Origin of the sequence: Candidatus Proelusimicrobium excrementi, assembly GCF_937881865.1 — a bacterium.
Lineage (GTDB): Bacteria > Elusimicrobiota > Elusimicrobia > Elusimicrobiales > Elusimicrobiaceae > Proelusimicrobium > Proelusimicrobium excrementi.
In genome coordinates this window covers 1-21440 of sequence record NZ_CALGEO010000115.1, presented here as the reverse complement: position 1 = coordinate 21440, position 21440 = coordinate 1, and the positions used below count along the sequence as shown (strand labels likewise).

The 21440-nt window shown below is 46.0% G+C and carries 23 protein-coding genes; 12 read left to right on the top strand and 11 right to left on the bottom strand.

The annotated features are described in order from the left end of the window. Positions 1 to 57 precede the first annotated feature (57 nt). From ACQY26_RS05310 to ACQY26_RS05295, 4 genes are all read right to left on the bottom strand, one after another. Positions 58 to 573, bottom strand: coding sequence for a type IV pilin protein (locus tag ACQY26_RS05310; RefSeq protein WP_428048108.1), 516 nt, complete (start codon positions 571 to 573; stop codon positions 58 to 60). 68 nt (positions 574 to 641) lie between these two features. Further along, positions 642 to 1778, bottom strand: a complete 1137-nt coding sequence (locus ACQY26_RS05305; RefSeq protein ID WP_428048107.1) for an HD domain-containing phosphohydrolase — start codon at positions 1776 to 1778, stop codon at positions 642 to 644. Further along, the gene (locus ACQY26_RS05300) at positions 1765 to 2922 is read right to left on the bottom strand and encodes a 4Fe-4S dicluster domain-containing protein (protein WP_428048106.1); all 1158 of its coding nucleotides are present in this window, start codon (positions 2920 to 2922) and stop codon (positions 1765 to 1767) included. The genes ACQY26_RS05305 and ACQY26_RS05300 overlap by 14 nt, the downstream gene beginning before the upstream one ends. Further along, positions 2912 to 4900, bottom strand: a complete 1989-nt coding sequence (locus ACQY26_RS05295) for an FAD-binding oxidoreductase (protein ID WP_428048105.1) — start codon at positions 4898 to 4900, stop codon at positions 2912 to 2914. The genes ACQY26_RS05300 and ACQY26_RS05295 overlap by 11 nt, the downstream gene beginning before the upstream one ends. A 41-nt stretch (positions 4901 to 4941) precedes the next feature. Here ACQY26_RS05295 and ACQY26_RS05290 point away from each other — a divergent pair, with 41 nt between their 5' ends. The 3 genes from ACQY26_RS05290 to ACQY26_RS05280 are packed head-to-tail and all read left to right on the top strand — an operon-like array spanning position 4942 to position 6822. Then, a complete protein-coding gene (locus ACQY26_RS05290; protein ID WP_428048104.1) occupies positions 4942 to 5742 on the top strand; it encodes a metallophosphoesterase in 801 nt (266 codons plus the stop codon). Further along, positions 5739 to 6155 carry a MazG nucleotide pyrophosphohydrolase domain-containing protein gene (locus ACQY26_RS05285; protein ID WP_428048103.1) on the top strand — a complete coding sequence of 139 codons (417 nt, stop codon included), beginning with the start codon at positions 5739 to 5741 and terminating at the stop codon, positions 6153 to 6155. Before ACQY26_RS05290 ends, ACQY26_RS05285 begins: the two co-directional genes overlap by 4 nt. Positions 6156 to 6159: 4 nt before the next feature. Continuing rightward, positions 6160 to 6822 (top strand): outer membrane beta-barrel protein, encoded by a 663-nt coding sequence (locus ACQY26_RS05280; protein ID WP_428048102.1) that lies wholly within the window; start codon positions 6160 to 6162, stop codon positions 6820 to 6822. Here ACQY26_RS05280 and ACQY26_RS05275 read toward each other — a convergent pair. Together ACQY26_RS05275 and mnmA are read right to left on the bottom strand one after the other, a co-directional pair. After that, the gene (locus tag ACQY26_RS05275; RefSeq protein WP_428048101.1) at positions 6804 to 8729 is read right to left on the bottom strand and encodes an ankyrin repeat domain-containing protein; all 1926 of its coding nucleotides are present in this window, start codon (positions 8727 to 8729) and stop codon (positions 6804 to 6806) included. The genes ACQY26_RS05280 and ACQY26_RS05275 overlap by 19 nt on opposite strands. A gap of 10 nt (positions 8730 to 8739) precedes the next feature. Continuing rightward, entirely contained in the window at positions 8740 to 9807 is a 1068-nt protein-coding gene (gene mnmA, locus ACQY26_RS05270) for a tRNA 2-thiouridine(34) synthase MnmA (RefSeq protein WP_428048100.1), read from the bottom strand. Positions 9808 to 9971: 164 nt separating this feature from the next. Between mnmA and rplU the strand changes: the two genes are divergently transcribed. From rplU to ACQY26_RS05250, 4 genes are all read left to right on the top strand, one after another. Continuing rightward, positions 9972 to 10280: a 50S ribosomal protein L21 gene (gene rplU, locus ACQY26_RS05265; protein WP_428048099.1), complete on the top strand. Its 309-nt coding sequence runs from the start codon at positions 9972 to 9974 to the stop codon at positions 10278 to 10280. A 31-nt stretch (positions 10281 to 10311) separates the two neighbouring features. Then, positions 10312 to 10581, top strand: a complete 270-nt coding sequence (rpmA, locus tag ACQY26_RS05260) for a 50S ribosomal protein L27 (RefSeq protein ID WP_428048098.1) — start codon at positions 10312 to 10314, stop codon at positions 10579 to 10581. 188 nt (positions 10582 to 10769) lie between these two features. Then, a complete protein-coding gene (gene obgE / locus ACQY26_RS05255) occupies positions 10770 to 12161 on the top strand; it encodes a GTPase ObgE (RefSeq protein ID WP_428048097.1) in 1392 nt (463 codons plus the stop codon). An 11-nt stretch (positions 12162 to 12172) separates the two neighbouring features. Next, positions 12173 to 12643, top strand: coding sequence for a DUF805 domain-containing protein (locus ACQY26_RS05250; RefSeq protein ID WP_428048096.1), 471 nt, complete (start codon positions 12173 to 12175; stop codon positions 12641 to 12643). 16 nt (positions 12644 to 12659) lie between these two features. Here ACQY26_RS05250 and ybeY read toward each other — a convergent pair whose 3' ends face one another. The 5 genes from ybeY to ACQY26_RS05225 all read right to left on the bottom strand — a co-directional run bounded on the left by ybeY (position 12660) and on the right by ACQY26_RS05225 (position 17374). Beyond that, the gene (ybeY, locus tag ACQY26_RS05245; RefSeq protein ID WP_428048095.1) at positions 12660 to 13088 is read right to left on the bottom strand and encodes an rRNA maturation RNase YbeY; all 429 of its coding nucleotides are present in this window, start codon (positions 13086 to 13088) and stop codon (positions 12660 to 12662) included. Further along, positions 13079 to 14014: a PhoH family protein gene (locus ACQY26_RS05240; RefSeq protein ID WP_428048094.1), complete on the bottom strand. Its 936-nt coding sequence runs from the start codon at positions 14012 to 14014 to the stop codon at positions 13079 to 13081. Before ACQY26_RS05240 ends, ybeY begins: the two co-directional genes overlap by 10 nt. Next, positions 14011 to 15222 carry a glucose-1-phosphate adenylyltransferase gene (gene glgC / locus ACQY26_RS05235; RefSeq protein ID WP_428048093.1) on the bottom strand — a complete coding sequence of 404 codons (1212 nt, stop codon included), beginning with the start codon at positions 15220 to 15222 and terminating at the stop codon, positions 14011 to 14013. Before glgC ends, ACQY26_RS05240 begins: the two co-directional genes overlap by 4 nt. 50 nt (positions 15223 to 15272) lie before the next feature. Beyond that, complete coding sequence (gene thyX / locus ACQY26_RS05230; protein ID WP_428048092.1) at positions 15273 to 15968, bottom strand: FAD-dependent thymidylate synthase; 696 nt, start codon at positions 15966 to 15968, stop codon at positions 15273 to 15275. A 65-nt stretch (positions 15969 to 16033) separates the two neighbouring features. Further along, positions 16034 to 17374: a hypothetical protein gene (locus ACQY26_RS05225; protein ID WP_428048091.1), complete on the bottom strand. Its 1341-nt coding sequence runs from the start codon at positions 17372 to 17374 to the stop codon at positions 16034 to 16036. A gap of 61 nt (positions 17375 to 17435) precedes the next feature. On the opposite strand from ACQY26_RS05225, the gene ACQY26_RS05220 reads away from it, so the two are divergent. From ACQY26_RS05220 to ACQY26_RS05200, 5 genes are all read left to right on the top strand, one after another. Next, positions 17436 to 18275 (top strand): NAD(+)/NADH kinase, encoded by an 840-nt coding sequence (locus ACQY26_RS05220; protein ID WP_428048090.1) that lies wholly within the window; start codon positions 17436 to 17438, stop codon positions 18273 to 18275. Beyond that, on the top strand, positions 18275 to 19936 hold the full coding sequence (recN, locus tag ACQY26_RS05215) for a DNA repair protein RecN (RefSeq protein WP_428048089.1): 1662 nt from the start codon (positions 18275 to 18277) through the stop codon (positions 19934 to 19936). Before ACQY26_RS05220 ends, recN begins: the two co-directional genes overlap by 1 nt. Before the next feature lie 16 nt (positions 19937 to 19952). Further along, positions 19953 to 20291, top strand: a complete 339-nt coding sequence (locus tag ACQY26_RS05210; protein ID WP_428048088.1) for a hypothetical protein — start codon at positions 19953 to 19955, stop codon at positions 20289 to 20291. Between the two features lie 83 nt (positions 20292 to 20374). Next, positions 20375 to 20779 (top strand): hypothetical protein, encoded by a 405-nt coding sequence (locus tag ACQY26_RS05205; RefSeq protein ID WP_428048087.1) that lies wholly within the window; start codon positions 20375 to 20377, stop codon positions 20777 to 20779. A 98-nt stretch (positions 20780 to 20877) separates the two neighbouring features. Next, positions 20878 to 21440, top strand: a 563-nt coding sequence (locus ACQY26_RS05200) for a DnaJ C-terminal domain-containing protein (RefSeq protein WP_428048086.1), incomplete at its 3' end; no start/stop codon positions are given.

The window sequence follows — 21440 nt, the reverse complement described above, 5'->3', positions numbered from 1 at the left end:
TTTAGGCGTTAAAAAACCCGGCTTTCGGGGCCGGGTTCTAGATTCAAAGCGGTGCGCTTAGTTTATTCTGTAGCCGTTGCCGTCTTTTACCCAGCCCGATGACTTGGCCACTTTTTCATAAGTGTCCTTTCTCTCTTCGCCGCCGGCCAGAACGACAAAATATTTACCCGCGCCGAATATCGTGCCGGAACTGTTTATGCTATATTTGAACTGGAACTCATATTCGTTGGGGGACCCTCTTCCGCATTTCATGGAAAGATAGGGACTTGTCCCGGACGCTTCAAGCGATATTGAGCAGGTGCCGTCGTCGCTTGTGGCCGTAGTGCCGCTTACCGTGTAGCTTTCCGGCAGGGAAACCGGCAGTTTTTTGAGGCTGTCGGGGAATTCGTCATTATAGCTGTAATATTGCAAGGCGGCGTCATATATGGGTTTAAGTTCGCTCATATTGCCTGCGACTCTGGTCCTTTCCACGGATACCATGTACTGCGGCAAAGCCACAGCGCCCAATATGCCTATAATTACAACCACCACCAACAACTCAAGCAAGGTGAATCCTTTTTTATTTTTTGACATTTTTTTCTCCTGTTTAAGCAAAGTTTATAAATTTGTTTCCGCGCCGGCTTAAAACGCTTGCCCGTGGGTTATTCTTCTTTGTGCGTTTCATATAAAGCTTTTATTTTAGGGAATTTCTTTTTAAAAGCTTGCACCACGCGCGGATCAAAAGAAAGCCCGCTTTGGCTTATTATAAATTGATAAGCTTTTTGAACGTCCCACGGCTCTTTATAACAGCGTTTCATACATAAAGCGTCAAACACGTCCGCTATTGCCACTATACGGGCTTCAAGCGGTATTTCCTCCCCTTTAAGACCCTGCGGATAGCCTGTTCCGTTGAATTTCTCGTGGTGGAAGAGGCTTGTTCTGTAAGCCAGTTTTAACAGGGTGGATTTTGCGTCTTCCAAGATCTTGCCGCCGTAAACGGTGTGCTTTTTCATGACGTCAAATTCTTCCGCGGTAAGTTTGCCCGGCTTTAACAAAATATTATCCGGTATTGCTATTTTGCCGATATCGTGCAGCGTACTGGCGTGCCTTATTGTTTCGGCGCGGGCTTCTTCCAGATTAAGGCCTTTGGCTATCAAATAGCTTACTTGACCGATGTTTTCAATATGGCGTTTGGTGTCGTCTTGGTCGCGGTACTCGGCGGTTATGGCAAGGCGGTAAATCGTTTCCAGGTTTGAAAGCTTCACTTCGTCGTAAAGCTTGGCTATTTCTATTTTGCCTGCGGCCAGATTGGCCATAAGTTTTAGGAGGCCTTCGTCTTTTTTTGAAAACGCTGTCGCGTCGTTTTTATTGCTTACCTGAAGTACGCCTATTGTAATGTTTTCCTTGTTTTTGAGCGGTACCGCCAAAAGGGAGTTGGTTTTAAAACCCGTAACCAAATCTATTTCTTTGGAAAATCTTTCGTCCGCATAAGCGTCGGGCAGATTAATGGTGTGGCCGTCTTTGCAGATCCTCGCGGCTATGCTCGTCCCCGAAAGAGGCAAATGTATTTCCGTGTATTCCAATCCTTTGCCGCTTGCCGTTTTGGACCATAACTCTTTTGCGTCTTCGTCCTTTATGAAAATAAAGCACCTTTTAACGCCCAAAATATGCGTTATTTGCTTTGCGGTAAGATCCAGCAATGCGTCGAGATTGGTTTCATGCGAAACCCTCCAGCCGAATTCCACCAGCAAATCCAGTTTGTCTTTATCGGTCGGCGTTTGAGCTTCAATCTTTGGCATAGAATACTTCCGGTATTTGGGATATGTGCAAAACTACGGGGCGCGGGTTTTGGCATTTGGCCAAAATTTCAAAAAGTTTTTTGTCCGCGTGCGAGCAAACTATAATACAATCCGCGCCGATATCGCAAAGGTTTTGCGCGCTTTGTTTTTTTACGGCGTCTTCCCCTTTTATTTTAACCCAATGCGCGGCCGCCGCCGGCGGCAATTCTTTGCTTTGAATACACTCTATCAAAAAAAGTTTTTTGGGGCAAATTAAAAGTTTGCGTATTTGTTCGGTAAAGAGTTCGGCGTTTAAGGCGACGTCGCTTTGGCAGACAATGATTTTTTTAAAAGGGATATCGCCCTTAAATTTTTTGACGGGGCGCATATATTCCGTAAGGAATTTTGCGCGGCTTTCCAACGGGGCGAAATCTTGCCCGAACAAAGAAGCTTTTTTAAGCACGGCGTAAGCTTCCCAGCCGTCTGTCACTATCGGCGTATCCGGCGAGTTCTGCGCGGTTTTAAGCAGCGCGGAAAGGGCTTTTTTAATTTTTTTTATGTCGGCGGAAAAATAAGAAACTTCCAAACTCATCGCGGAAAAATCCGCTTCTGCTTTAAAGCCGGAAGAATTTACAATATCCAAAATGTTTTTTACTTGGGAAGAAGCATAAAAAGACGGCGCGAAGATAATTTTTTTATCCGCGTCTTTTTGTTTTTTAAGAGCGTTTTTAATTTTAAGTTTCGCCGCGGCGATGTAAAAAAATCTGAGCAGGCGAGAGCCTTTTGTTTTTGAGGGGCCGCCCAAAGCGTTGCCGAAGGAAAACATTAAATCCGGTACGGGCGTTTTAGGCGGGCAAAAAGACGTGCAGGAGCCGCACATAAAACAGGAACGGACGGAATTAAGCATATCCTTTCTGTCTTGTTTTGCCGTCAGTTTCTTTTCAAAGAAAAATCTTAAAAGCTGCGCCCGCCCGCGCGGGGAATAGATCTCGCTCTTTAAAGCCCTGAAGCTTGGGCATTTTTGCAGGCACGCCCCGCAGCGCGTACAGGTGCGTGCGGCTTGTTCTTCGTCAAAGGGGCCCTTGTTTTTTATGAGGAAGTTCAATCGGCTTTCCCGCGGGTATTTCGCCGGTGCGGGCGGCAGTTTGGCGTATTTAATTTTCATGCGGAGCTTCCTCAAAGTAAAACGGATTAAGAATATTGTTTGCGTCCAGCGCGGATTTTAACTTCCTTTCAACGGCTTTTGGCCGCCACGGCGCAAAAGCCGCAGGCTTTGCCGTTTTAGGTTTGAAAGGCAAAAGCCTTATCGTCAATGAAGTTACTATGCCGTAAGCTCCGCGCGAGCCCGAAAACAGCGCGGCCAAGTCGTAACCGGCGGTGTTTTTGACGTATTTGCCGCCGTATTGTATAAAAGTTCCGTCGGGCAAAATTACGTCCAGTGCGGTAACGTAATCTTTAAGTTCCGGCGAGTTTTTTGAGCAAAACTCTCCGCCCAAACTGCCTTTGCCGGGCGCAAACGGCAGAAAAAGATTTTCTTTTTCCAGTTCTTCGGCCAAATGTTTTACGTTTATACCGGGTTCGGCCGTAAGAGTATAATTTGTTTTGTCCACTTCAATTATCTTGTTTAAATTTTTTAAACTCAGATTGTTTTTGCCTTTAAGTTTTATTTTTGTGTTAAGCCCACAGAGGTTTAAAACGGTTTTTTCCGCATTGGCTTTTTTAACGGTTTCGATTAAATATTTTATTCGCTCCGGCGGGGTGAGGATTTTTTGGGAAACGGAAGCTATCGGCAGAACTTTATCCGGGTTCGCCAGATTTTTGGGATCCAAAGCTTGTTTGATTTTCCTAAAGCAATTTAAAGTGCCGGCGTCAAACATCATCGCCATTACGGCGCGTTTTTCCACGCCGATGCCGTGCTCCGCGCTGATTGTGCCGGCGCAAAGGCATACCGCCGTGTGTATTTCCTTGACGGCTTTTTTTATTTTTGAAAGTTCGTATAAATTGTTTTCGTTAAAGGCTATATTAGGGTGCAAATTTCCGTCGCCGGCGTGGAATACTATGCCCGCTTTAAGCCCGTATTTGGCGAAAATTGTTGAAATTTCCGTTATTATGCGCGGCAAATCTGAGCGGCTTACGGCGCAATCCAAGGAAATAAGCCCCGTTCCCAAGCTTGCCAAGGCCGCCGCGGCCGCCAGTCTGCTTTGCCATAAAGCTTTGGCCTGTTCTTCGTTGTCGGCCGATTTCGCGCCGAGAGCTTTTCTTTCGGAGCAGAATTTCAAAACTTTTTCGGCTTGTGCGGCAAGTTCGCTTTTTTTGCCGTCAAGTTCTATTATCAGCAGGGCCCCGGCTTCAACATCCGTTTTGGCGGCTTTTAAAGTGTGGAAGTCCATCGCTTCAAGCGCGGAGGGTATTATACCTGCGGAAATAATATCTTTTACGCACAGCATGGTGCTTTGCAAATCCGGGAAAAATGCCAGTATGGTTTTTTTATATGGGTTTTTCGGTTTTATTTTTACCCATAATCTTGAAGCAAGCCCCAAAGTGCCCTCGCTTCTTACAAGCAGGCCCAAAAGATCGGGGCCAGGCGCGGCCTTATCCAAAAGCAGAGTTTCGCCGTCGGGCAAAATAAATTCGGCTTTTAACAGATTGGCGGAAGTCGCCCCGTATTTTAAGGTTTTGGGTCCGCCTGCCCCTAAAGAGGCGTTGCCGCCAACGGTGGAAAATTCCTTGCTGGCCGGGTCGGGCGCGTAAAAGAAGCCGAGTTTATCCAAAGCTTTTTGTAAATTTCCGTTTACGGTCCCGCATTGAACGCGGGCGTATTTTTCTTCCGTGTTGATTTGTTCTATTTCGTCCAAATGGTTAAGATTCAGTATAACGCCGCCTTTAATGGCTACGGCTCCGCCGTCGTGATTGGTGCCGGCGGCGCGCGGGACGAAAGGTATGTTAAAAGAATCTAAAATTTGTATAAGTTTCGGCAGTTTGGAAATATCTTTAATTTCCAAGACGGCGTCCGGCAGGCTTTTGACCGGGCTTCCGTCGAAACTGTTAAGCAGCAAAGCCGTTTTGTTTGTAAGAGTGTCGCGCACGCCTAAAAGCTTTTGTACGGCTTTTTTGGCTTTGTCAAATCTGTTAAGTTTAATCATTAATATTACTATTATAGTATTTACATTGGTATAATTAAAATATGGCAAAAAACAAACTCCGCAAGGTTTATGTTATAGGGGATGCCCACGGCGATTATTATTCTTTCAGCGCGGTTTTGATTTCAGCCGGTCTTATGGACCCGGAGCTTAACTGGTGCGGCGGCAAAGCCACGCTTGTGCAGATAGGCGATATTTTAGACCGCGGCGACAGCCCCCTTGAAATAGACCGCCTTCTTGACGTGCTTGCCTTGCAGGCAAAGAAGGCCGGGGGAAGAGTTGTCAGGCTTGTAGGCAATCACGAGCTTGAAATTTTAAGGAAGAACTATTTTATAACTTCCCTGCCGTACTTCCAGATTGAGGCGTTCCGCAAGAAGCTTATAAGGGGTATTCTTTCGGGCGCGTGGCAGGCGGCTTATGCGGCCAGGAATTATTTGTTTACGCACGCCGGCGTTTGCGACGGGCTGTATCCCGTTTTGAAGGAAGAAATCGGCCTTAAAAAGCCAAGCCTTTCCAAAATAGCCGATCATATAAACGACGTTTTTTACGACGCCGTCAAAAACGATTCTTATAATCACGAGATTTTTAACGTAAGCCGTTTGCGCGGGGGCAAAGACAGATACGGCGGCATTTTTTGGGAGGATTTATCTTCTTTGATAAGCGAACATTCGTATATGCCCTATAAACAAGTGGTCGGGCACACGAGGACGGGGCGGATAGTACGCAGCGAAGACGGGAAAATTCTGGCCGTTGACGTCGGTATGGAAAAAGTTTTTGCCGGTAAATTTGAATATTTGGAATTTAACGCCGAGGGGCAGCCCGAGGCGGTCGGAGTGGAAGAATGAAAAACGATAAAGAAGCATGCCGTTTGTTCGGCGAACTTAACGATACTCTTTTTGCTTTGCTCGGGCCCGGCGGATGCCAATGGGATAAAGCGCAGACGCATGAAAGCCTTATCAAAAACCTGCGCGAAGAAAGCCAGGAAGTGATTGACGCAATAGAAAATAAAGACGACGAAAACCTTTGCGAGGAGCTGGGCGACGTCCTTTTGCAGGTGGTTTTCCACGCCGCGATAGCGGAAGAGCAAAACAGATTCAGCATAAGGGACGTAATAAACGGCATAAACCAAAAACTTATACGCCGTCATCCGCACGTTTTCGGCGGGGAAAAGGCCGCCAGTCCGGAAGAAGCCCTGGCTTTATGGAAAGCCGCCAAGGCCAAAGAGAAAGCTTTGAAAGCGGCAAAAAAAGAGAAATAGATAAATGAAAACCGCAAAACTTGTTTCCGTTTTTGCTTTATGTTTTTTGTGCGCGGGCTGGGCTTTAGGCCAAGGCTTTAACGCAGGTTCGGTTTATCCGATGGAATTTTCCATATACGGCGGGGTTGCATCTTCCGACGCGGAAAAAGATATCAACGGAGTTAAAACGGATTTCGGCGGGGGAGGTTTTTCCGCCGGTTTTACGGGGCTTGGGTTTATAAACGATTATTTGGCCGCGGGGCTTGATTTCAGCTATTTAAACAACGGCTACGGGAAAAGCATTGATTTGGACGGCGTAAATACTGATTTCCGCATGGAACGGTACAGACCTCTGTTTTTAACGAAAGTTTATTTGCTTGCGCCGTCAAAATCAAAAATTTCCATTTACGTTCCGCTCGGCGCCGGGCTGGAGTTCGCCCGCATAACAAAAAGAATAAAGCATAATAACGACGATAAACAATATGACACTTTGGCCGGTTTCGCCCTGTCCGCCGGCTTGGGGGCGGAAATTAATTTTTACAACAGCACGTTTGTCGCTTTTGAGGGCAGATATAACTGGGCTCGGTTTATAGGTTCAAACGATTATGACCTTTCCCATGCGGGCGGTTTTGCGGCCGCGGTCAAATTCGGAATACGTTTTGACTCCAATTATGACTTTTGGGATTGACCTACCGGTTTCGTAAAAACTTTCTTCAGCAGTTCATAAACTTTTTTATTGCCGTTGCTTTTGGCGTATTGCAAAAGCGCTCTTGTGTCGGGCACATTTGCGCCGCCTTGCAGAAGCAGTATCGGCACTCTTTCATTGGGGTTCTTGTTTGCCGCCGCCATAATTACGCTGGTGCCTTTTGAATCTACGGCGTTTACGTCCGCACCGGCTTCTATCAAAGCTTGTATCGCCGGAAGATTTTTATTTGTAAGCACCGCAGTCATTAAAGGAGTGTCGCCGTTGTTGTTCGTGCCGTTTACGTCTGCGCCGGCTTCAACCAAAAGCTTAATCGGCTCTGCGGTTTTGCTGAAAGCCGCAGCCAGCATAAGCGCGTTGAACTGCCCTTGCATTAAAGCTTCCAAGTTGAGTTCTTTTTCTTTTTTAAGTTCTCTTTTTAATGCGGATGCGTCGCTTTTCCTTATTGCGGACACAAGCACTTTATTGTTAAACCAAATTGAAGAATCGTTTTTGTCGTTGGCGTTTTTGCGCGCGGAAACTTCGGCGTTGATTTCCCCTATCAGTGCGTTGTAAACTTCTTTATTGGGGTTTTGCGCGGCAAAATCCAAGGCGTGGCCCTCATCAAGTTTATTTTTGCTTTTCTTAAACAAAGCCAAGGCTATTTTGGGTTCTTCGTTATTTGCCGCCGCCGTTAAAAGGGCCGTAAAACCTTGCCTGTTTTTTGCGTCTATATTGGCTTTGTTTTCCAGCAGGAGCTCGATTATTTTAGGGTCTTTGGAATATTTTGCGGCGGTTATCAGCGGGGTGTCGCCGGGAATATTTTTGATGTTTACTTCCGCGCCGGATTTTATAAGGAATTCTATTAATTTAATGTCTTTGTTTTCTTCTATAAGTTTAAACAGCAAAGAGGAGCCTTCCCTGTTATATCCGGCGTTTATTTCCGCCCCGGCTTTAATCAAAGCGGTAATGTTTTCTTGTTGGTCCGGACGGTTTTCCGCCGCGGCCATAAGCGGAGTGCTTGCGTCCTTCGCGCGGATATTTGGGTCGGCCTTGGCTTTAAGCAGGGCCGTAAGCCAAGCTCCGTCGCCTTGTTCGGCGGCTTTGTAAAGCATGGTTTTGCCGTTTTCGTCGCGCGCGTTTAAATCGGCCCCGAACTTTGCGAAAATGAAAAGCTTTTTGGGATTTTTATCTTCTTCCAGCAGGGAAGCCGCGTCTTTGTCTGAAGAAGGATCTTTTGCGGCAAGGTCGGTACGTGCGGCGGATGAGGCTATTTGTTTAAGGTCGCCGGAAGCCAAAGCGTTTTTAAAAACTTTGCTGTTATACCAAGGTATTTTGACCGTATATCCTATTTTATCTTTAAGCAAAGCCTGAACGTCTTTGTCGGAAAAATTTATGTTTGAAGTTACAGCCCGGCGGAAAGCTTCGCTTTCTCTGCCTTTTGCGCCTGCCGCGAGCAGTAAAAGCGGCACGTTTTTGTTTTTGTTTTCCGAGGCCGCCAAAATAAGGGGCGTCTTCCCGGAGGGATCGGCCCTTTCAATGTCCGCGCCCGTCATTAATATCAGTTTGGCTATATTCGGGTTGATATTATTCTTTGCGGCCAAAAGGAGCGGCGTATATCCTTCTTTATTTGCGTCTTCGGCGTTTACTCCGGCCTCAAGCAGAACTTTTATTATTTGGGCGTCGCTTGTGTTTTTTACGGCCAAAGTTAGGGGCGTTTCGCCGTTTTTGTCCTTGCCTTTTACGTCTATGTTTGAGGTGTAAAGATATCCGCTGACGGAGTTGAAATCCGAAATCAGCAAAGCCTTTACAAAAGCCTGGTTGTTATACCAAGCCTGATTTTTTGTTTCGGAAGAACAGCCCGTCAACAAAACTAAATTTAAAAGCAAACAGAACGTAAGAAGGCGTTTCATAAAACCCCCTTTATTGTATTATACCGCCGCCCAAGACGATATCCCCGTCATAGAAAACCGCGCTTTGTCCCGCCGTTACGGACATTTGCGGCTCGTCAAAAGTGATTTTTACTTTGCCGTCTTCAAGCGGTTTTACCGCGGCCGAAGCGGGTATATGCTGGCGTCTTATTTTTACGAGGCATTTTATTTCATTCTCCGGCTTGCTTACTGAACACCAGTTAACTTTATCCGCAACAAGCTCGGAAGAAAATAAATCTTCTTTGTAACCGGCTATTATCTGATTGTTTTTTACGTCTATTTTGACGACGTAAAGCGGCCTTTCGCTCCCTCCGCCGGTAAGGCCTTTTCTTTTGCCTATGGTATAGTTCCATACGCCTTGGTGTTCGCCCAAAACTTTGCCGGTTTTATCTACGATTTTACCCGGTTTCGGTTCAAATTTAAGGATGTCGTTGTAATCGCCGCAGTAAAAATCCTGACTGTCGGCTTTGTCGGCGACGGGCAGATTGTATTTAAGGGCAAGGCTTCTTATTTCCGGCTTGGTGTAAGAGCCCAGCGGGAACAGAGTTTGCGAAAGTTGTTCTTGCCCTAAGCGGTAAAGGAAATAGCTTTGGTCTTTATTGTCGTCTTTGCCTTTTCTAAGCCGCCAAAGTTTGGAATTTTCGTCAAAATCTATTACGGCGTAATGGCCGGTGGCGAATTTGTCAAAGTCAATTCCGTTCCTGCGCGCGCTTTTTGGCAGCGCGCCGAATTTTACATAGCTGTTGCACCATATGCAAGGGTTGGGAGTGCGGCCCGCTTTGTATTCGTCTTTAAAATTGCCCAAGACTATTTGTTTATATTCTTCGCGGCAGTCTATAACTTTAAAAGGTATTTTAAGGAAGTCCGCCACTTTTTGGGCTTCGGCGATATCTTCCTCCTCCGGGCCCAAACAGGCGTGGCCGGAAACTTTCGGGGCCGGCATGGATTCGTCCCAAATGGACATAATCGCCCCGATAACGTCATAGCCCCGCTCCTTTAAGAGGAGAGCCGCCATGGCGGAATCCACTCCGCCGCTTAAACCTACCAAAACTTTTTGCATAAGAATATTCTATCAATTTTAGGGCCGCGAACCGCAAAAACGCGTAATTTTGTATAATAAAATAAAGGCGGCGACGCCTTTTAAACCGAATTAAGCCGGCCTTGCGCTTTGCAGTAAAAGCGTAAATGGCTATTTCCCGCTTTTTTTGGTAAAATTATATTACTATGTATTCAATAATAGAAACAGGTGGAAAACAGTACTGGGTAACCCCCGGTCAAAATCTGCAGGTTGAAAAACTGGAAGCCGAAGTCGGCGCTACCGTAGAGCTTAAAGCTTTGTGGGCCGCTGAAGCCGAAGGTACCTCGTCAGATGCCAAAGCGGCCAAAACCGCCAAGGTCACCGCTGAAGTCGTAAGACATTTACGCGGTCGCAAGATTATTGTTTTCAAGAAAAGACCCAAAAAAGGTTATGAAAGAACCATGGGCCACAGACAAAATCTTACAGAAATCAAGATTAAAGAAATAATCTTATAACCGGCTTTAAGCCAAGAATAGGTGAATAACAATGGCACATACAAAAGCACAAGGTTCCTCCTCAAACGGAAGGGACAGTCACGGTCAAAGGCTTGGTGTTAAGAGATACGGTTCACAGTTCGTGAACGCCGGCGAGATTATTCTTAAACAGCGCGGCACCAAAATATTGCCGGGCAACAACGTCTCCAAAGCCAGCGACGACAGCCTCTTTGCCAGAGTTTCGGGTATTGTTACATTCGAATGGGCTAAAAAGGGCAAACAGCAAGTTTCTGTTTATCCCAAAGAGGAAGCTAAAAAATAAACTTTTTTAGTTTGGTTAAAAGCGGAGGGCGTAAAAGCTCTCCGCTTTTTTAATGGCTTTTATATAAACAGTTTGGCGCGGCGTAACGCCCCCGTACGTTTGCGCGGGCTTGATAATATGCCGTATGTACTATAAAATTTATAAAAGGTAAAATATAATAAATCACAATACAGAGGGCCAAAAGTCATATGCAGGCGAATAATTTTTTAGACAGAGTCAAAATTTACGTAAAAGCCGGGAAAGGCGGCGACGGATGCCTTTCGTTCAGAAGGGAAAAGTTTATTGAATTCGGCGGCCCCAACGGCGGAAACGGCGGGCGCGGCGGCGACGTTTATTTGCAGGCCGAACCCAATCTTACCACTTTGCAGGAGCTTGCATATAACCCTCATATAGAGGCCGGCAACGGCGCAAAGGGCGGCACTTACAATAAAACCGGCGAAGACGCCGAAGATAAAGTTATATTGGTGCCTTTGGGCACCGTCGTAAAACAAGACGGCGTTACAATAGCAGATTTAACTTTGCCCGGCCAGCGCGCTTTGGTGGCCCGCGGCGGCAGAGGCGGCAGAGGCAATCAAAGTTTTAAGACTCAAACCAATACCGCCCCGAGAATAGCCGAAAACGGCCAGCCCGGGGAAGAAGTTACTCTTATTTTGGAACTTAAAGTTTTGGCCGACGTCGGATTGGTTGGTTTCCCCAACGCCGGGAAGAGCACTTTCCTTTCGGCCGTATCGGCGGCGCGCCCCAAAATAGCGGATTATCCTTTTACCACTTTAAACCCGAATTTGGGGATATGCACGCATAAAGGCAAAAGCTTTGTCGTGGCCGATATCCCCGGCATTATCGAGGGCGCCAGCGACGGCAAAGGGTTGGGGCATCAGTTTTTAAAACACATAGAACGCACGCGCGTTTTGGTGCATATGACGGACCCTCAGGGCTTTGACGGTTTGGACGCTTTAAAATCAATTAAAGTTATTGAAGACGAACTTAAAAACTTCAGCAAAGAACTTTATAAAAAACCAAGGATTTTGGTAATAAACAAAGCCGATATAGAAGGTGCGGAAAAAGTGTTTGAAAAAGTAAAAAAGAAATACGCCAAAATGCCGGTATTTCTGATTTCCGCCGCGGCGGCGCAGGGAATAGGCAAGGTTTTGGACGAAATAATAAAAATATTGGCCAAGAATCCGATTGTCGCCCCCAAAGAGATAAAAACCGCCGGGCCGGCGATTCACGCCGTTGCGCCGATGTTTACCGTTACTCGTTTGGATGAAGACCGCGTACAAATAAGCGGGAAAAAGATAGAAGAATTCATTTCGATGACCAATTTTTCCCAGCCGGAAGCGGTGCAGCGTCTGCGCGGCATATTTAAAAAGATAGGTTTGGAAAAAGCCTTGCTTAAAGAGGGTGTAACCGACGGCAGCGTAATAGTTGCCTGCGGCAAAGAATTTGAATGGAACGGAAGCGAAGTGGATGAGGAAGTTTCCGCTTTGCCCGATAGAATCGGCGGATACAAACGCCGCGAAACCAAAGCCGAGCGTCTTGCCAAGCGCAAAGCGCGCCGCGCGGCCAAATCCGGGGACTGACGGAGGAATTTATGCAGCTTGCCGAAAAAGCCGTAAGACATTATTTTGATTTTAAAGGCCGCGCCGGGATAAGGGAATTTATTTTGGCGCATATAATGATAGCCTTGGTAAACGTCTGTTTGCTTGCGGTGTTGCTGGGGCTGGCCTTTTTCGGCAATTTTACGGTTTCGGTTTTAAGCGGACCGGCGGCGTCGGCTTCTTTTTTGGATTGGGCTCAGACGGGTATCAGCGTGATTATGCTTTTTTCAATAGGGCTTGGCATAGCCGCCATAGATTCCCGCCGTCTGCACGATTTGAATATGACTTCCTGGTGGCTTGTGGCGGCGGTTTGCGCGCTTGTTCTGTTAAACATTTACGGATTTTTCACTTTCGCCACTTATCTGCATTTGTTTTTTATAATATTTTTGCTTTTTCCCGCCGATAAACGCGCCAACCGCTACGGCCCAGCACGCGTGGCTGTCCTTAGCGAAAACGACGACTGATTAATTATCCCAATTTTTACAGGAACAAGCTTACTATGCTTTCGGCGCGGGCGTTCATTTTATTGCGAAGTTCCAAAGTGGCGTCGTCCCAGCCGACCAAATGCAAAGAGCCGTGCGCGGCCAAGACCGCGTTTTCAAACAAAGCCGAATGCTTTTGTTCCGCGGCCTGCCTTTTGGCTTGGGCCGTACATACGAATACGTCTCCGAAAGGGCCGCCCGTTTTTTTGTCAAAAGGATAATTGAAAGAAATAACGTCGGTTACGTAATCGTGCCCTATATAGGAACGGTTGATTTGGTGGATTTCCTTTTCCCCGACAAAAATTATGTTGACTTCCCCTTTAAGGGAAGCCGATTTGCCCAAAGCCTTCAAGACTATATTTTTATATACGGAAGTTTTGCGGTAATATTTGGGTATTTCGGGGCGGTAAAAAACGTTTATTTGCATTTTTTCTCCCACTTGTCATAGGCTTGTATTATTTCTTTGACCAAAGGATGGCGCACTATGTCGGCGTTTTCAAACTCAAAGAAGCCTATCTGAGGAACCTTTCCCAAAATCTTTTTAACGCTTATAAGCCCGCTTTGTTTGGAAGAGGGCAAATCTATTTGCGTTATGTCGCCCGTTACTATTATTTTTGAGTTAAGCCCCATACGCGTCAGGAACATTTTTATTTGTTCCGGGCTGGCGTTTTGCGCCTCATCCAAAATAATAAAAGCGTTTTCAAGAGTGCGGCCCCTCATATAGGCGAGGGGGACTATTTCTATTACGGCGGCGTCCCTCAAAGCGTTGAACCTTTCCGCGCCGAGCATGGCTTGGAAAGCGTCATAAACCGGCCTGAGGTACGGGTCTACCTTTTCATTGATGTCGCCCGGCAGAAAGCCCAACTTTTCCCCGGCTTCCACTATCGGGCGGGTTACGACTATTTTACCGGTCATGCCCAGCTGCAAAGCCCTTAAAGCGCAGGCGGCCGCTAAAAAAGTTTTCCCCGTGCCGGCCGGGCCCGTGCAGATTATAAGGTCGCGGTCCCAAATAAGTTTTATGTATTCGTTTTGGTTTTGCGTGCGCGGTTTTACCGGGGACGCGTGCGCCGGGCGGAACACCACCCCGCCCGCAAAAGGAACTTTTTCTTCTGCGGAGGCGTTCGGCGCGGGCGGAACTCTCAGGATGTCTAAATTCTTTTGGATTTTGGCGTAAGCTTTGTCCACGCGAGAATGCAAACCGTTTAAAGAAAGTTCCGCGTCGCCGTTTTCGTCGTCGTAGCTTATGGTGACGGTTATTTTAAACTCTTTTTCCAGGGCTTTTAGATTTCTGTCCTGTACGCCGAGTATGGCGTAAATTTCGTCTTTGTTTAAAAGTTTTATCTTTTTTATCACAGAAATTTAGTCCTTCCGCGCGGTATTACGACTATGCCCGAAGGGTCGATATAGTAATTTTGTATATCTTCCTCATGGTTAAGGCCTATTTTGCTGCCGGCCTCTATATTGTTGAAGCGGTCCATAATAGTCTTTTTTATGCGGCAGTTTTTGCCGATTACGCAGGAGTCCATAATTATGCTGTCTTCAATTACCGCGCCCTCCATAACGACGACATTGCTGGCCAAAACGCTGTTTTTGATTAAAGTTTTGGGGTGTATTACGCAGCCGTTGCTGAGCATACTGTTTTCAACCGTCCCGCCGAGATAAGACGTAGGCGGAAGATTATGCACGGAAGTGTTTATCGGCCAGTAGGGATTGTTTAAATCGAATTTGGGTTTTTCCCCCAAAAGATCCATATTTGCCTGCCAATAGGCTTCTATCGTGCCGACGTCGCGCCAATAGCCCTGCTCCTCATAAGGCCTTAAACCGGCAAGTTTGTCCGAGGGAAAATCATAAGCGAAAGTTCTGTGCGATTTAAGTATTACTGGAATGATGTTTTTGCCGAAATCCAATGAAGGAATATCGCAGTATTTTTGCTGCAATATTTTCAGCAGGACGTTCTTGTCAAAAATATAATTGCCCATGGAAATATACGCGCTTTTGCTTTTGCCCGGTATCGGGTGCGGGTTTTTCGGTTTTTCTTCAAAATCTATAATTCTGTTGGTGTCGTCAACGGCCATTACGCCGAATGCCGAAGCTTCTTTCAAAGGAACCACATTGGCTGCAACCGTAACGTCCGCGCGGTTTTTGATATGGAAGTCTATCATCTTGGAAATATCCATTCTGTAAATGTGGTCCGCGCCGAAAATCACAACCAAATCCGGATTAAAATCGTTTATAAGGCTGATGTTTTGGCGTATGGAATCGGCCGTGCCTCTGTACCAATGTTCGCCTAAACGCATTTGCGGGGGCACCACCGTCAGGAAGTGATCCCTGCTGATGCCCTGCGTGGGCCAGCTGGTTCTTAAATACTCAATTAAAGACTGCGATAAATACTGCACCAATATATAGGAAGAAAATATATTGGAATTGACGAAGTTTGAAAGAACGAAATCTATAATCCTGTACTTCCCGCCGAAAGGAACCGAAGGTTTGGATCTTTCTTTAGTCAGCGGGAAAAGCCTTTCCCCTTTTCCGCCGGCCATAATCATGCCCAGTACTCTCATAAATAAAGTTCTCCTTAATTTTGTTTAAGCCGCCGGCCCAGCCGGAGGTTTTAAATTTTATTTTGCAAAGCTTCAAAAGCGGCCCATGTCCAGGGAAGCTTTTGTTTAAAAATCTTTTCTATGGCTTCGGCGTAAACGCGGATTTCGTATTGGGCGTGTCCGTCGGCCCTTAAGGAAATAAAGTTAAGCAAACTTCTCGCGTTGACCGTCCAGTAAAACTGCGTGTACTGGCTTACGGGCAAAAGGCCGCGCGCCATTTCCTTGGCGACGCCGGCTTTAAGCAGCCGCTGATAAGCCCGGTAAGAAGCTTCAATGCTGTCTATATAGATTTTTAAAAGGGTTTCATTGTCAAGATCTTTGCTGGCCAAAGAGCCTTGTTTGTTGTGCGTATCCTGCACTCTGAACTCGGAAGGAATATAAAATTCGTCTTTGACTTCCGTATATCTTGCGCTGACTTCGTTATAAGAGGCTATTCTGTGCCTCATCCACTGCCTTGCCACGAAAATGGGGCATTTTATATGGAATTGGAATGTGCAATGTTCAAAAGGGGAAAGGTGTTTGTGCTCCATAAGATATTTTATGAGGGCTTTGTCTTTTTCTTCGCCTTTGCTTACCCCGCCGAAAGAAACCCTCGCGGCGTTGACGGTTCTTAAATCGCTGCCCATAAAATCTATAAGTTTAACAAATCCGTGATCCAAAAGGCTGATAACCTCCTCTTGTACGGGCTGGGGGCAAGTTGTGTTCATAAAAATCTCCTGAAAGTTAAATATGTAAAATCGGGTAAAGAATAAATCTTCTTTAATCTAATATATTAAATATTGTCCGCCGCGTAAACCGCAAGCGCGCCTTTTTTGTCAAAAGCCAAAGGCAGTATAAGAACATCTTTGAAAGGGCCGAAGTCCCCTTGCTTCATATCGTAAACCGGCGCGGGCAGCGTAAAAACTTTATACTTGGCGAAGTTCGCTCCCAGCCATTTAAGGAAATACAAATTCGCGTTTTTGGCGGATTTGTCGTTTTGCAAAGCCGCTATAAAAAGGTTTTGCTTTTCCCCGCTTGTAAATACGGCCAGCGGAGTATACAGGTTTTGTTTGACTCCGCTGAAATTGAAAGTATTTGGCGAAAAGGCAAAATCTCTGCCGCTTTCGTTTAAGGAAAAATCTTTTGGTTCGTCAAACCCGGCCCTTATTTTGCCGTTGGCGGTTATATAGACGGGCGTTAATATGCCGTCATTTGTTAAGTCCGCCATATTAAAGCCGAAAATCGCGTTTAATCCTCGGACGTTAAGCTCCTGCCCGGATTCGTATTTTTTGTTTTTAAACTCCAGCTTGGCGGGTTTGCTTAGATAATATTTTGAACCGATTTTGACGATTTTTTGCGTATATAAAACCCGCGGCCTGTTATAAGGGGCTATGCCTTGGACCAGGCCCTCAAAAACTTTGCCGGCTTTAAGGCCTCCGTCTTCCAGACTTAAAGGAATTACGTTAAAACTTTCGTCCGCAGGATTAAAAACCGTAACGAACAATACCGCCGCGCCGGAATTTTGCAAATCGCCGCAGTCCAAAGCCAAAATGTTTTTGATTGCGGCTACGTTATATCGGGCTTCTTCTTTAAGTTCGCGTTTATCGCCCAGGGAAAATACTTTTACGCTGTTGCCCTCTTTAAAACTTAAAGCGATTTCGTTTTTGCCGTCGCCGTCAAAATCGCATACGGCCGCAAAACGGGGGGAGGCCTCCATAGGCGAACTTTGCCAGAGCGGCTTTAAAGAGTTTTGCTCAGGAAATTCCCCGTCAAGGAACAGCGGCATCTTGGCCCGCGCGGCCTTGCTTGTAAATTCCGCGCAGGAACCCGCAACATCTATATTTTTATCTAAAAAGCCTATCGCGTAAAGATCTTTGGTTTTTACTACTTTCCCGGCGACTCTTTCGCCCTCTTCCCTTCCAAGCACTTTTCCCGTTTTCGGGTTGGTAATTTCCACGCCGGGGAGGATAACTTCAAAAAAGTCCCCTTCCTGCGGGAATCTGCTCATGGCGGAAACGTCAAAATAAACTTTCCTTCCCTCTTGTTTTACGACGTCCGCGTATTGCGCCGAAGCATTTAGGCACAGCGTTATAAAAAATAAGGAGAAAAGCGTTTTTTTGAAGGGGATTTGCATAGGATTATTCTAACTTATTTGCTTGTTAAATAGAAAGGTTAATTTGCTAGAATTTATATATATGGAAATAAGGCAAGCGGCTATATTTTTTAATCCTGAGCGCGAAAGCTGCGCGGCTGCCGGGGCTTTGTTTGCAAAAGCTGCGGAAAAGGCCGGGATTAAACATTATTTCCCGGATTACGCTCTTTCTTTAAGCGACGTTTTGCCGGATACGGATATAATTTTTTCCGTAGGCGGCGACGGCACAATATTAAAGACGGCGCGCGCCGCGGCTGAAAAAGGGATAAAAATACTTGGGATAAACGCTGGCCATTTGGGCTTTTTGGCCTCGGCCGAAGCCGGTTTGAATTTTGAAAATTTACTTGAAGAAATCAAAAACGACAATTTTATATCCCAGCGCAGGATGATGCTTAAAGCTTCGGTAATCCGCAAAGGCGAGGAAGTGTTTTTCTCCTCGGCTTTAAACGAAGCCGCCGTAAAAGCGGTTTCACCCAGGAGCATTACTTTGCTGGCGGAGTATTCTTCCCAAGCTATTAAGGAATATACGGCTGACGGCATTTTGCTTTCCACGCCGACAGGCTCAACGGCTTACAACCTTGCCGCTGGGGGACCGATAGTGGAACCGAGTTTGGACGTCTTTATACTTACGCCTATTTGCCCTCACACTTTAAACCAAAGGCCGCTTGTTCTGCCGGGATCGGGCGAAACGCGCATAAAAGTCATTTCCGACAAGAGCCAGTCGGCTTCGGTCCTGAGTTTGGACGGACAGGTAAACTTCCCTCTTGACTGCGGCGACGAGATAATTTTAAGCAAATACGGCAACGGGATAAATGTGCTTTTCCCTAAGGATTATGATTTTTTCAATATACTCAGCATAAAGCTTAAATGGGGCGGAAGATAATGCTAAAAACCATAGAAATTAAAGATTTTGCGATAATTTCCTCCTTAAAGCTTGCTTTCGGGCCGGGGCTGAACGTGTTTACCGGGGAAACCGGCGCGGGCAAATCCATAGTAATAGAAGCTTTGGGCTTTTTGCTCGGCGCGCGCGGCGACAGCGGCATTATAAAACAGGGCGCGCGGAAGATGATTGTCAGTGCGGAATTTTCCGCCGAAGGATTGGATAAAGAAACCGTTTCAAAGTTCGGCTTGGGCGGCGATTCTTTTTCTCTCAGGCGCGAGCTTGATTTGAAAGGCCGCAACAAAGCTTGGATAAACGATAAACCCGTTTTGGTGGGGGACTTAGCGGAAATAGGTTCTTTCTTGGTGGACTTCCACGGGCAGCACGAACATCAGTCCCTTTTTAAAGCCTCTGCCCATTTGGATTTGCTTGATAATTTCGCCGGGCTTGAAAAGGAACTTTCCGTTTTTAAACGGGAATACCAGATTTTGCAGGATTTAAAAAGCAGGCTGGCGGCTTTGGAAATGTCCTCGGAAGAAAAACAAAGAGCCTTGGACTTGTACAAATACCAGCTGGAAGAAATTGAAAGATTAAACCCGCGCGAAAGCGAGGACGAAGAAATAGAAGAAGCTTTGCCCAAACTTAAAAACTCCGGCAGGCTTTTGGAAGAAAGCCGCACCGTCTACGAGTGCCTCAGCGATATGGAAGGCTCTGCGGCGGAGCGTATTTCCAAGGCTTTGGATTCTTTAAGAAAAATGGCCGAAACGGATAAAACGCTTGAAAGCGCGGCGGAGGAACTTTCGGGCGCGCTTAATATAGTTGAAGACGTCGCTTCCACGGGTTCGGGCTATCAGGAAGGCTTGGACGCGGACCCTGACGCTTTGGATAAAATGCTTTCCCGCCATGAGGAACTGCGCCGGGCAAAAGCCAAGTACGGCCCTTCGCTTAAAGACGTTTTGGACTTCGCGCAGTCTTTGAAAGAAAAGATAAGCAATTTGGATTCAAGCGGGGAAAACGTATCAAAACTTAAACAAGCCCTTGAAAAACAGGATAAAAAACTTCTATCCTTAAATGAGGAACTAAATAAGAAGAGGCTTGAGGCCGCAGGCAGGCTTGCCGCATTGGTCCGCGGGGAAATAGCCCCGTTGGGCTTCGGGCAGGTTCGTTTTGAAGTCAGCTTGGAAACCCGCCCGGAAATGGGCCCCAAAGGCGACGGCACGGTCGAATTTTTATTTTCCTCCAATCCCGGGCAGGCTTTGCGTCCTTTAAGGAACATAGCCAGCGGAGGGGAGATATCAAGGCTTATGCTGGGCCTTAAAACCGTTTTGGCCGGTTCGCGCCAAACAATGATATTTGATGAAATCGATTCCGGCATAAGCGGCCTTACCGGCAAGCTGGTGGGGCGGAAGATGATGAAACTCGCAAAAACCAGACAGGTTATATGCGTAACGCATTTGGCGCAGGTCGCCGCTTGCGGGCAGAAGCATTTTTCTATAACCAAGACGGTTAAAGGCGGGGATACGGAAGTGGAAGTGCGCGAGCTTGGGGGGGAAGACGTCGTCCTTGAAATAGCAAGAATGATAGGCAGCAGCGACGGTGCAAAGGCCGGCAGGCAGCACGCAGCCGATTTGCTGGCTGAAGCCGCGCAGGAAGATTTAAAATAAAAGGAGAGTTATTTATATGGCAGAAAAAGAAGAAAACGTGCAGGAAACCGCAGTGGAAACGGTAAAAGAGCCTTGCTGCGGCAAACGCAAATGCTGTATTACTCATAAATTGTTTGGTTTAAAAGGTTTGAGCATAATTTATAAATGTTTAAGCGTTTTTGCTTTACTTTACATGGTTTACGTGCTTGCCATGCTTTGGTATTACGCTTTTAAAGAAGGCGCTCCGTTGGTGGAATCTTTGTCAATCACGCTGCAGGTCGTAGTAACTTACGGCTTCTTCGCTTTGGCTATGATTACCGTTTCAAGAGTGCTTAAAGTCCTTAAAAAAATCAAACACGCCGTAGAACATAAATAAAGGTTTTAGGCTGAAGACGGCGCGGTTTATCCGCGCCGTCCTTTTATAAAAGCTGCGCGTTATGCGGCTTATTTGTCAATATTATGAAAAGATTTTTATTTTTAACTTTAACTTTGCTTCTTCTGCCTTTTCTGTGCCGGGCGGAAGCCATTAAACTTAAAAACGGCACTATAATCAACGGTTCCATTTTAGACAGGGGCGAATATATTTTAAGAGTGCAGACAAGCTACGGCCCCATATCCATAAACCAGCGCGAAGTCGAGGCTATTATGCCGGATTTGCACCGCGTTCTTTTAAAAGGCGGCGGCGAGTTCGTCGGAACCGTGGTCGATTTGGACGAATTTAACCTTTCTTTAAACACCGACAGCGGCCTTGTAAATATAGACGTGGCGGATATTTCTTCCATGGAAGTTTACGATTATGAAAGCGCGGAAAAACAAAAAAAGTATATAGTTATAAATCAAAATTGGATTCTAAATAATGTCTGAGAATCTTATTTGATGTTTTGTTCAATACGATAAAAATGCGAGGAGATAAAAATACTTGCAAGCGTGACAGACTTGAATATGAACAGGGAGAGATTGCAGTGACAGAACAAAATATGAATAAACATATATTTCCGGTTCCAGATCCGAAAAAATATTTGGATGTTACGACTGAGATTCACTTTCAAAGGAAGAATCTACCTAGAGGAGAATTAGTTTGGATTCCGGTGGAAGGAGGAAAAGAACAGATCTTAATTCCTCTGGATATCAAAGACGGGGATACAATAAAGGTCAACGGCAGGGGGAAATACAATTCTAAAACTGGAGAAATCGGTGATCTTTATGTGGTTGTGCATATAAAAGGAAAAGAATTCTCGTGGAAAAAGATTCTACTGTTATGCGCTGTAGTTGTGGCAGTAATTTCTGTGGTATTCTTTTTGTTCAAGAAAACATCTCCCCCACCTATAGAGCCAACGGAGACAATCTGCTTTCATGATTGGCTTCCGGCTGATTGCACAACGCCAAAAACCTGTAGCAAATGTGGTGGAAAAGGAAAAATCATAAGAGACAAATGCTACAAATGTTCTGGTAGTGGAAAAGTAAAGGTAAAGAAAAATATACTTATAAATATAATTGAAAAACTACCAATTAAAGATAATAATAA

What these genes read in the sequence shown, in the direction of transcription:
- ACQY26_RS05310 (WP_428048108.1), bottom strand. Translation starts at nt 573, where the DNA reads ATGTCAAAAAATAAAAAAGGATTCACCTTGCTTGAGTTGTTGGTGGTG.
- ACQY26_RS05305 (WP_428048107.1), bottom strand. Translation starts at nt 1,778, where the DNA reads ATGCCAAAGATTGAAGCTCAAACGCCGACCGATAAAGACAAACTGGAT.
- ACQY26_RS05300 (WP_428048106.1), bottom strand. Translation starts at nt 2,922, where the DNA reads ATGAAAATTAAATACGCCAAACTGCCGCCCGCACCGGCGAAATACCCG.
- ACQY26_RS05295 (WP_428048105.1), bottom strand. Translation starts at nt 4,900, where the DNA reads ATGATTAAACTTAACAGATTTGACAAAGCCAAAAAAGCCGTACAAAAG.
- ACQY26_RS05290 (WP_428048104.1), top strand. Translation starts at nt 4,942, where the DNA reads ATGGCAAAAAACAAACTCCGCAAGGTTTATGTTATAGGGGATGCCCAC.
- ACQY26_RS05285 (WP_428048103.1), top strand. Translation starts at nt 5,739, where the DNA reads ATGAAAAACGATAAAGAAGCATGCCGTTTGTTCGGCGAACTTAACGAT.
- ACQY26_RS05280 (WP_428048102.1), top strand. Translation starts at nt 6,160, where the DNA reads ATGAAAACCGCAAAACTTGTTTCCGTTTTTGCTTTATGTTTTTTGTGC.
- ACQY26_RS05275 (WP_428048101.1), bottom strand. Translation starts at nt 8,729, where the DNA reads ATGAAACGCCTTCTTACGTTCTGTTTGCTTTTAAATTTAGTTTTGTTG.
- mnmA (WP_428048100.1), bottom strand. Translation starts at nt 9,807, where the DNA reads ATGCAAAAAGTTTTGGTAGGTTTAAGCGGCGGAGTGGATTCCGCCATG.
- rplU (WP_428048099.1), top strand. Translation starts at nt 9,972, where the DNA reads ATGTATTCAATAATAGAAACAGGTGGAAAACAGTACTGGGTAACCCCC.
- rpmA (WP_428048098.1), top strand. Translation starts at nt 10,312, where the DNA reads ATGGCACATACAAAAGCACAAGGTTCCTCCTCAAACGGAAGGGACAGT.
- obgE (WP_428048097.1), top strand. Translation starts at nt 10,770, where the DNA reads ATGCAGGCGAATAATTTTTTAGACAGAGTCAAAATTTACGTAAAAGCC.
- ACQY26_RS05250 (WP_428048096.1), top strand. Translation starts at nt 12,173, where the DNA reads ATGCAGCTTGCCGAAAAAGCCGTAAGACATTATTTTGATTTTAAAGGC.
- ybeY (WP_428048095.1), bottom strand. Translation starts at nt 13,088, where the DNA reads ATGCAAATAAACGTTTTTTACCGCCCCGAAATACCCAAATATTACCGC.
- glgC (WP_428048093.1), bottom strand. Translation starts at nt 15,222, where the DNA reads ATGAGAGTACTGGGCATGATTATGGCCGGCGGAAAAGGGGAAAGGCTT.
- thyX (WP_428048092.1), bottom strand. Translation starts at nt 15,968, where the DNA reads ATGAACACAACTTGCCCCCAGCCCGTACAAGAGGAGGTTATCAGCCTT.
- ACQY26_RS05225 (WP_428048091.1), bottom strand. Translation starts at nt 17,374, where the DNA reads ATGCAAATCCCCTTCAAAAAAACGCTTTTCTCCTTATTTTTTATAACG.
- ACQY26_RS05220 (WP_428048090.1), top strand. Translation starts at nt 17,436, where the DNA reads ATGGAAATAAGGCAAGCGGCTATATTTTTTAATCCTGAGCGCGAAAGC.
- recN (WP_428048089.1), top strand. Translation starts at nt 18,275, where the DNA reads ATGCTAAAAACCATAGAAATTAAAGATTTTGCGATAATTTCCTCCTTA.
- ACQY26_RS05210 (WP_428048088.1), top strand. Translation starts at nt 19,953, where the DNA reads ATGGCAGAAAAAGAAGAAAACGTGCAGGAAACCGCAGTGGAAACGGTA.
- ACQY26_RS05205 (WP_428048087.1), top strand. Translation starts at nt 20,375, where the DNA reads ATGAAAAGATTTTTATTTTTAACTTTAACTTTGCTTCTTCTGCCTTTT.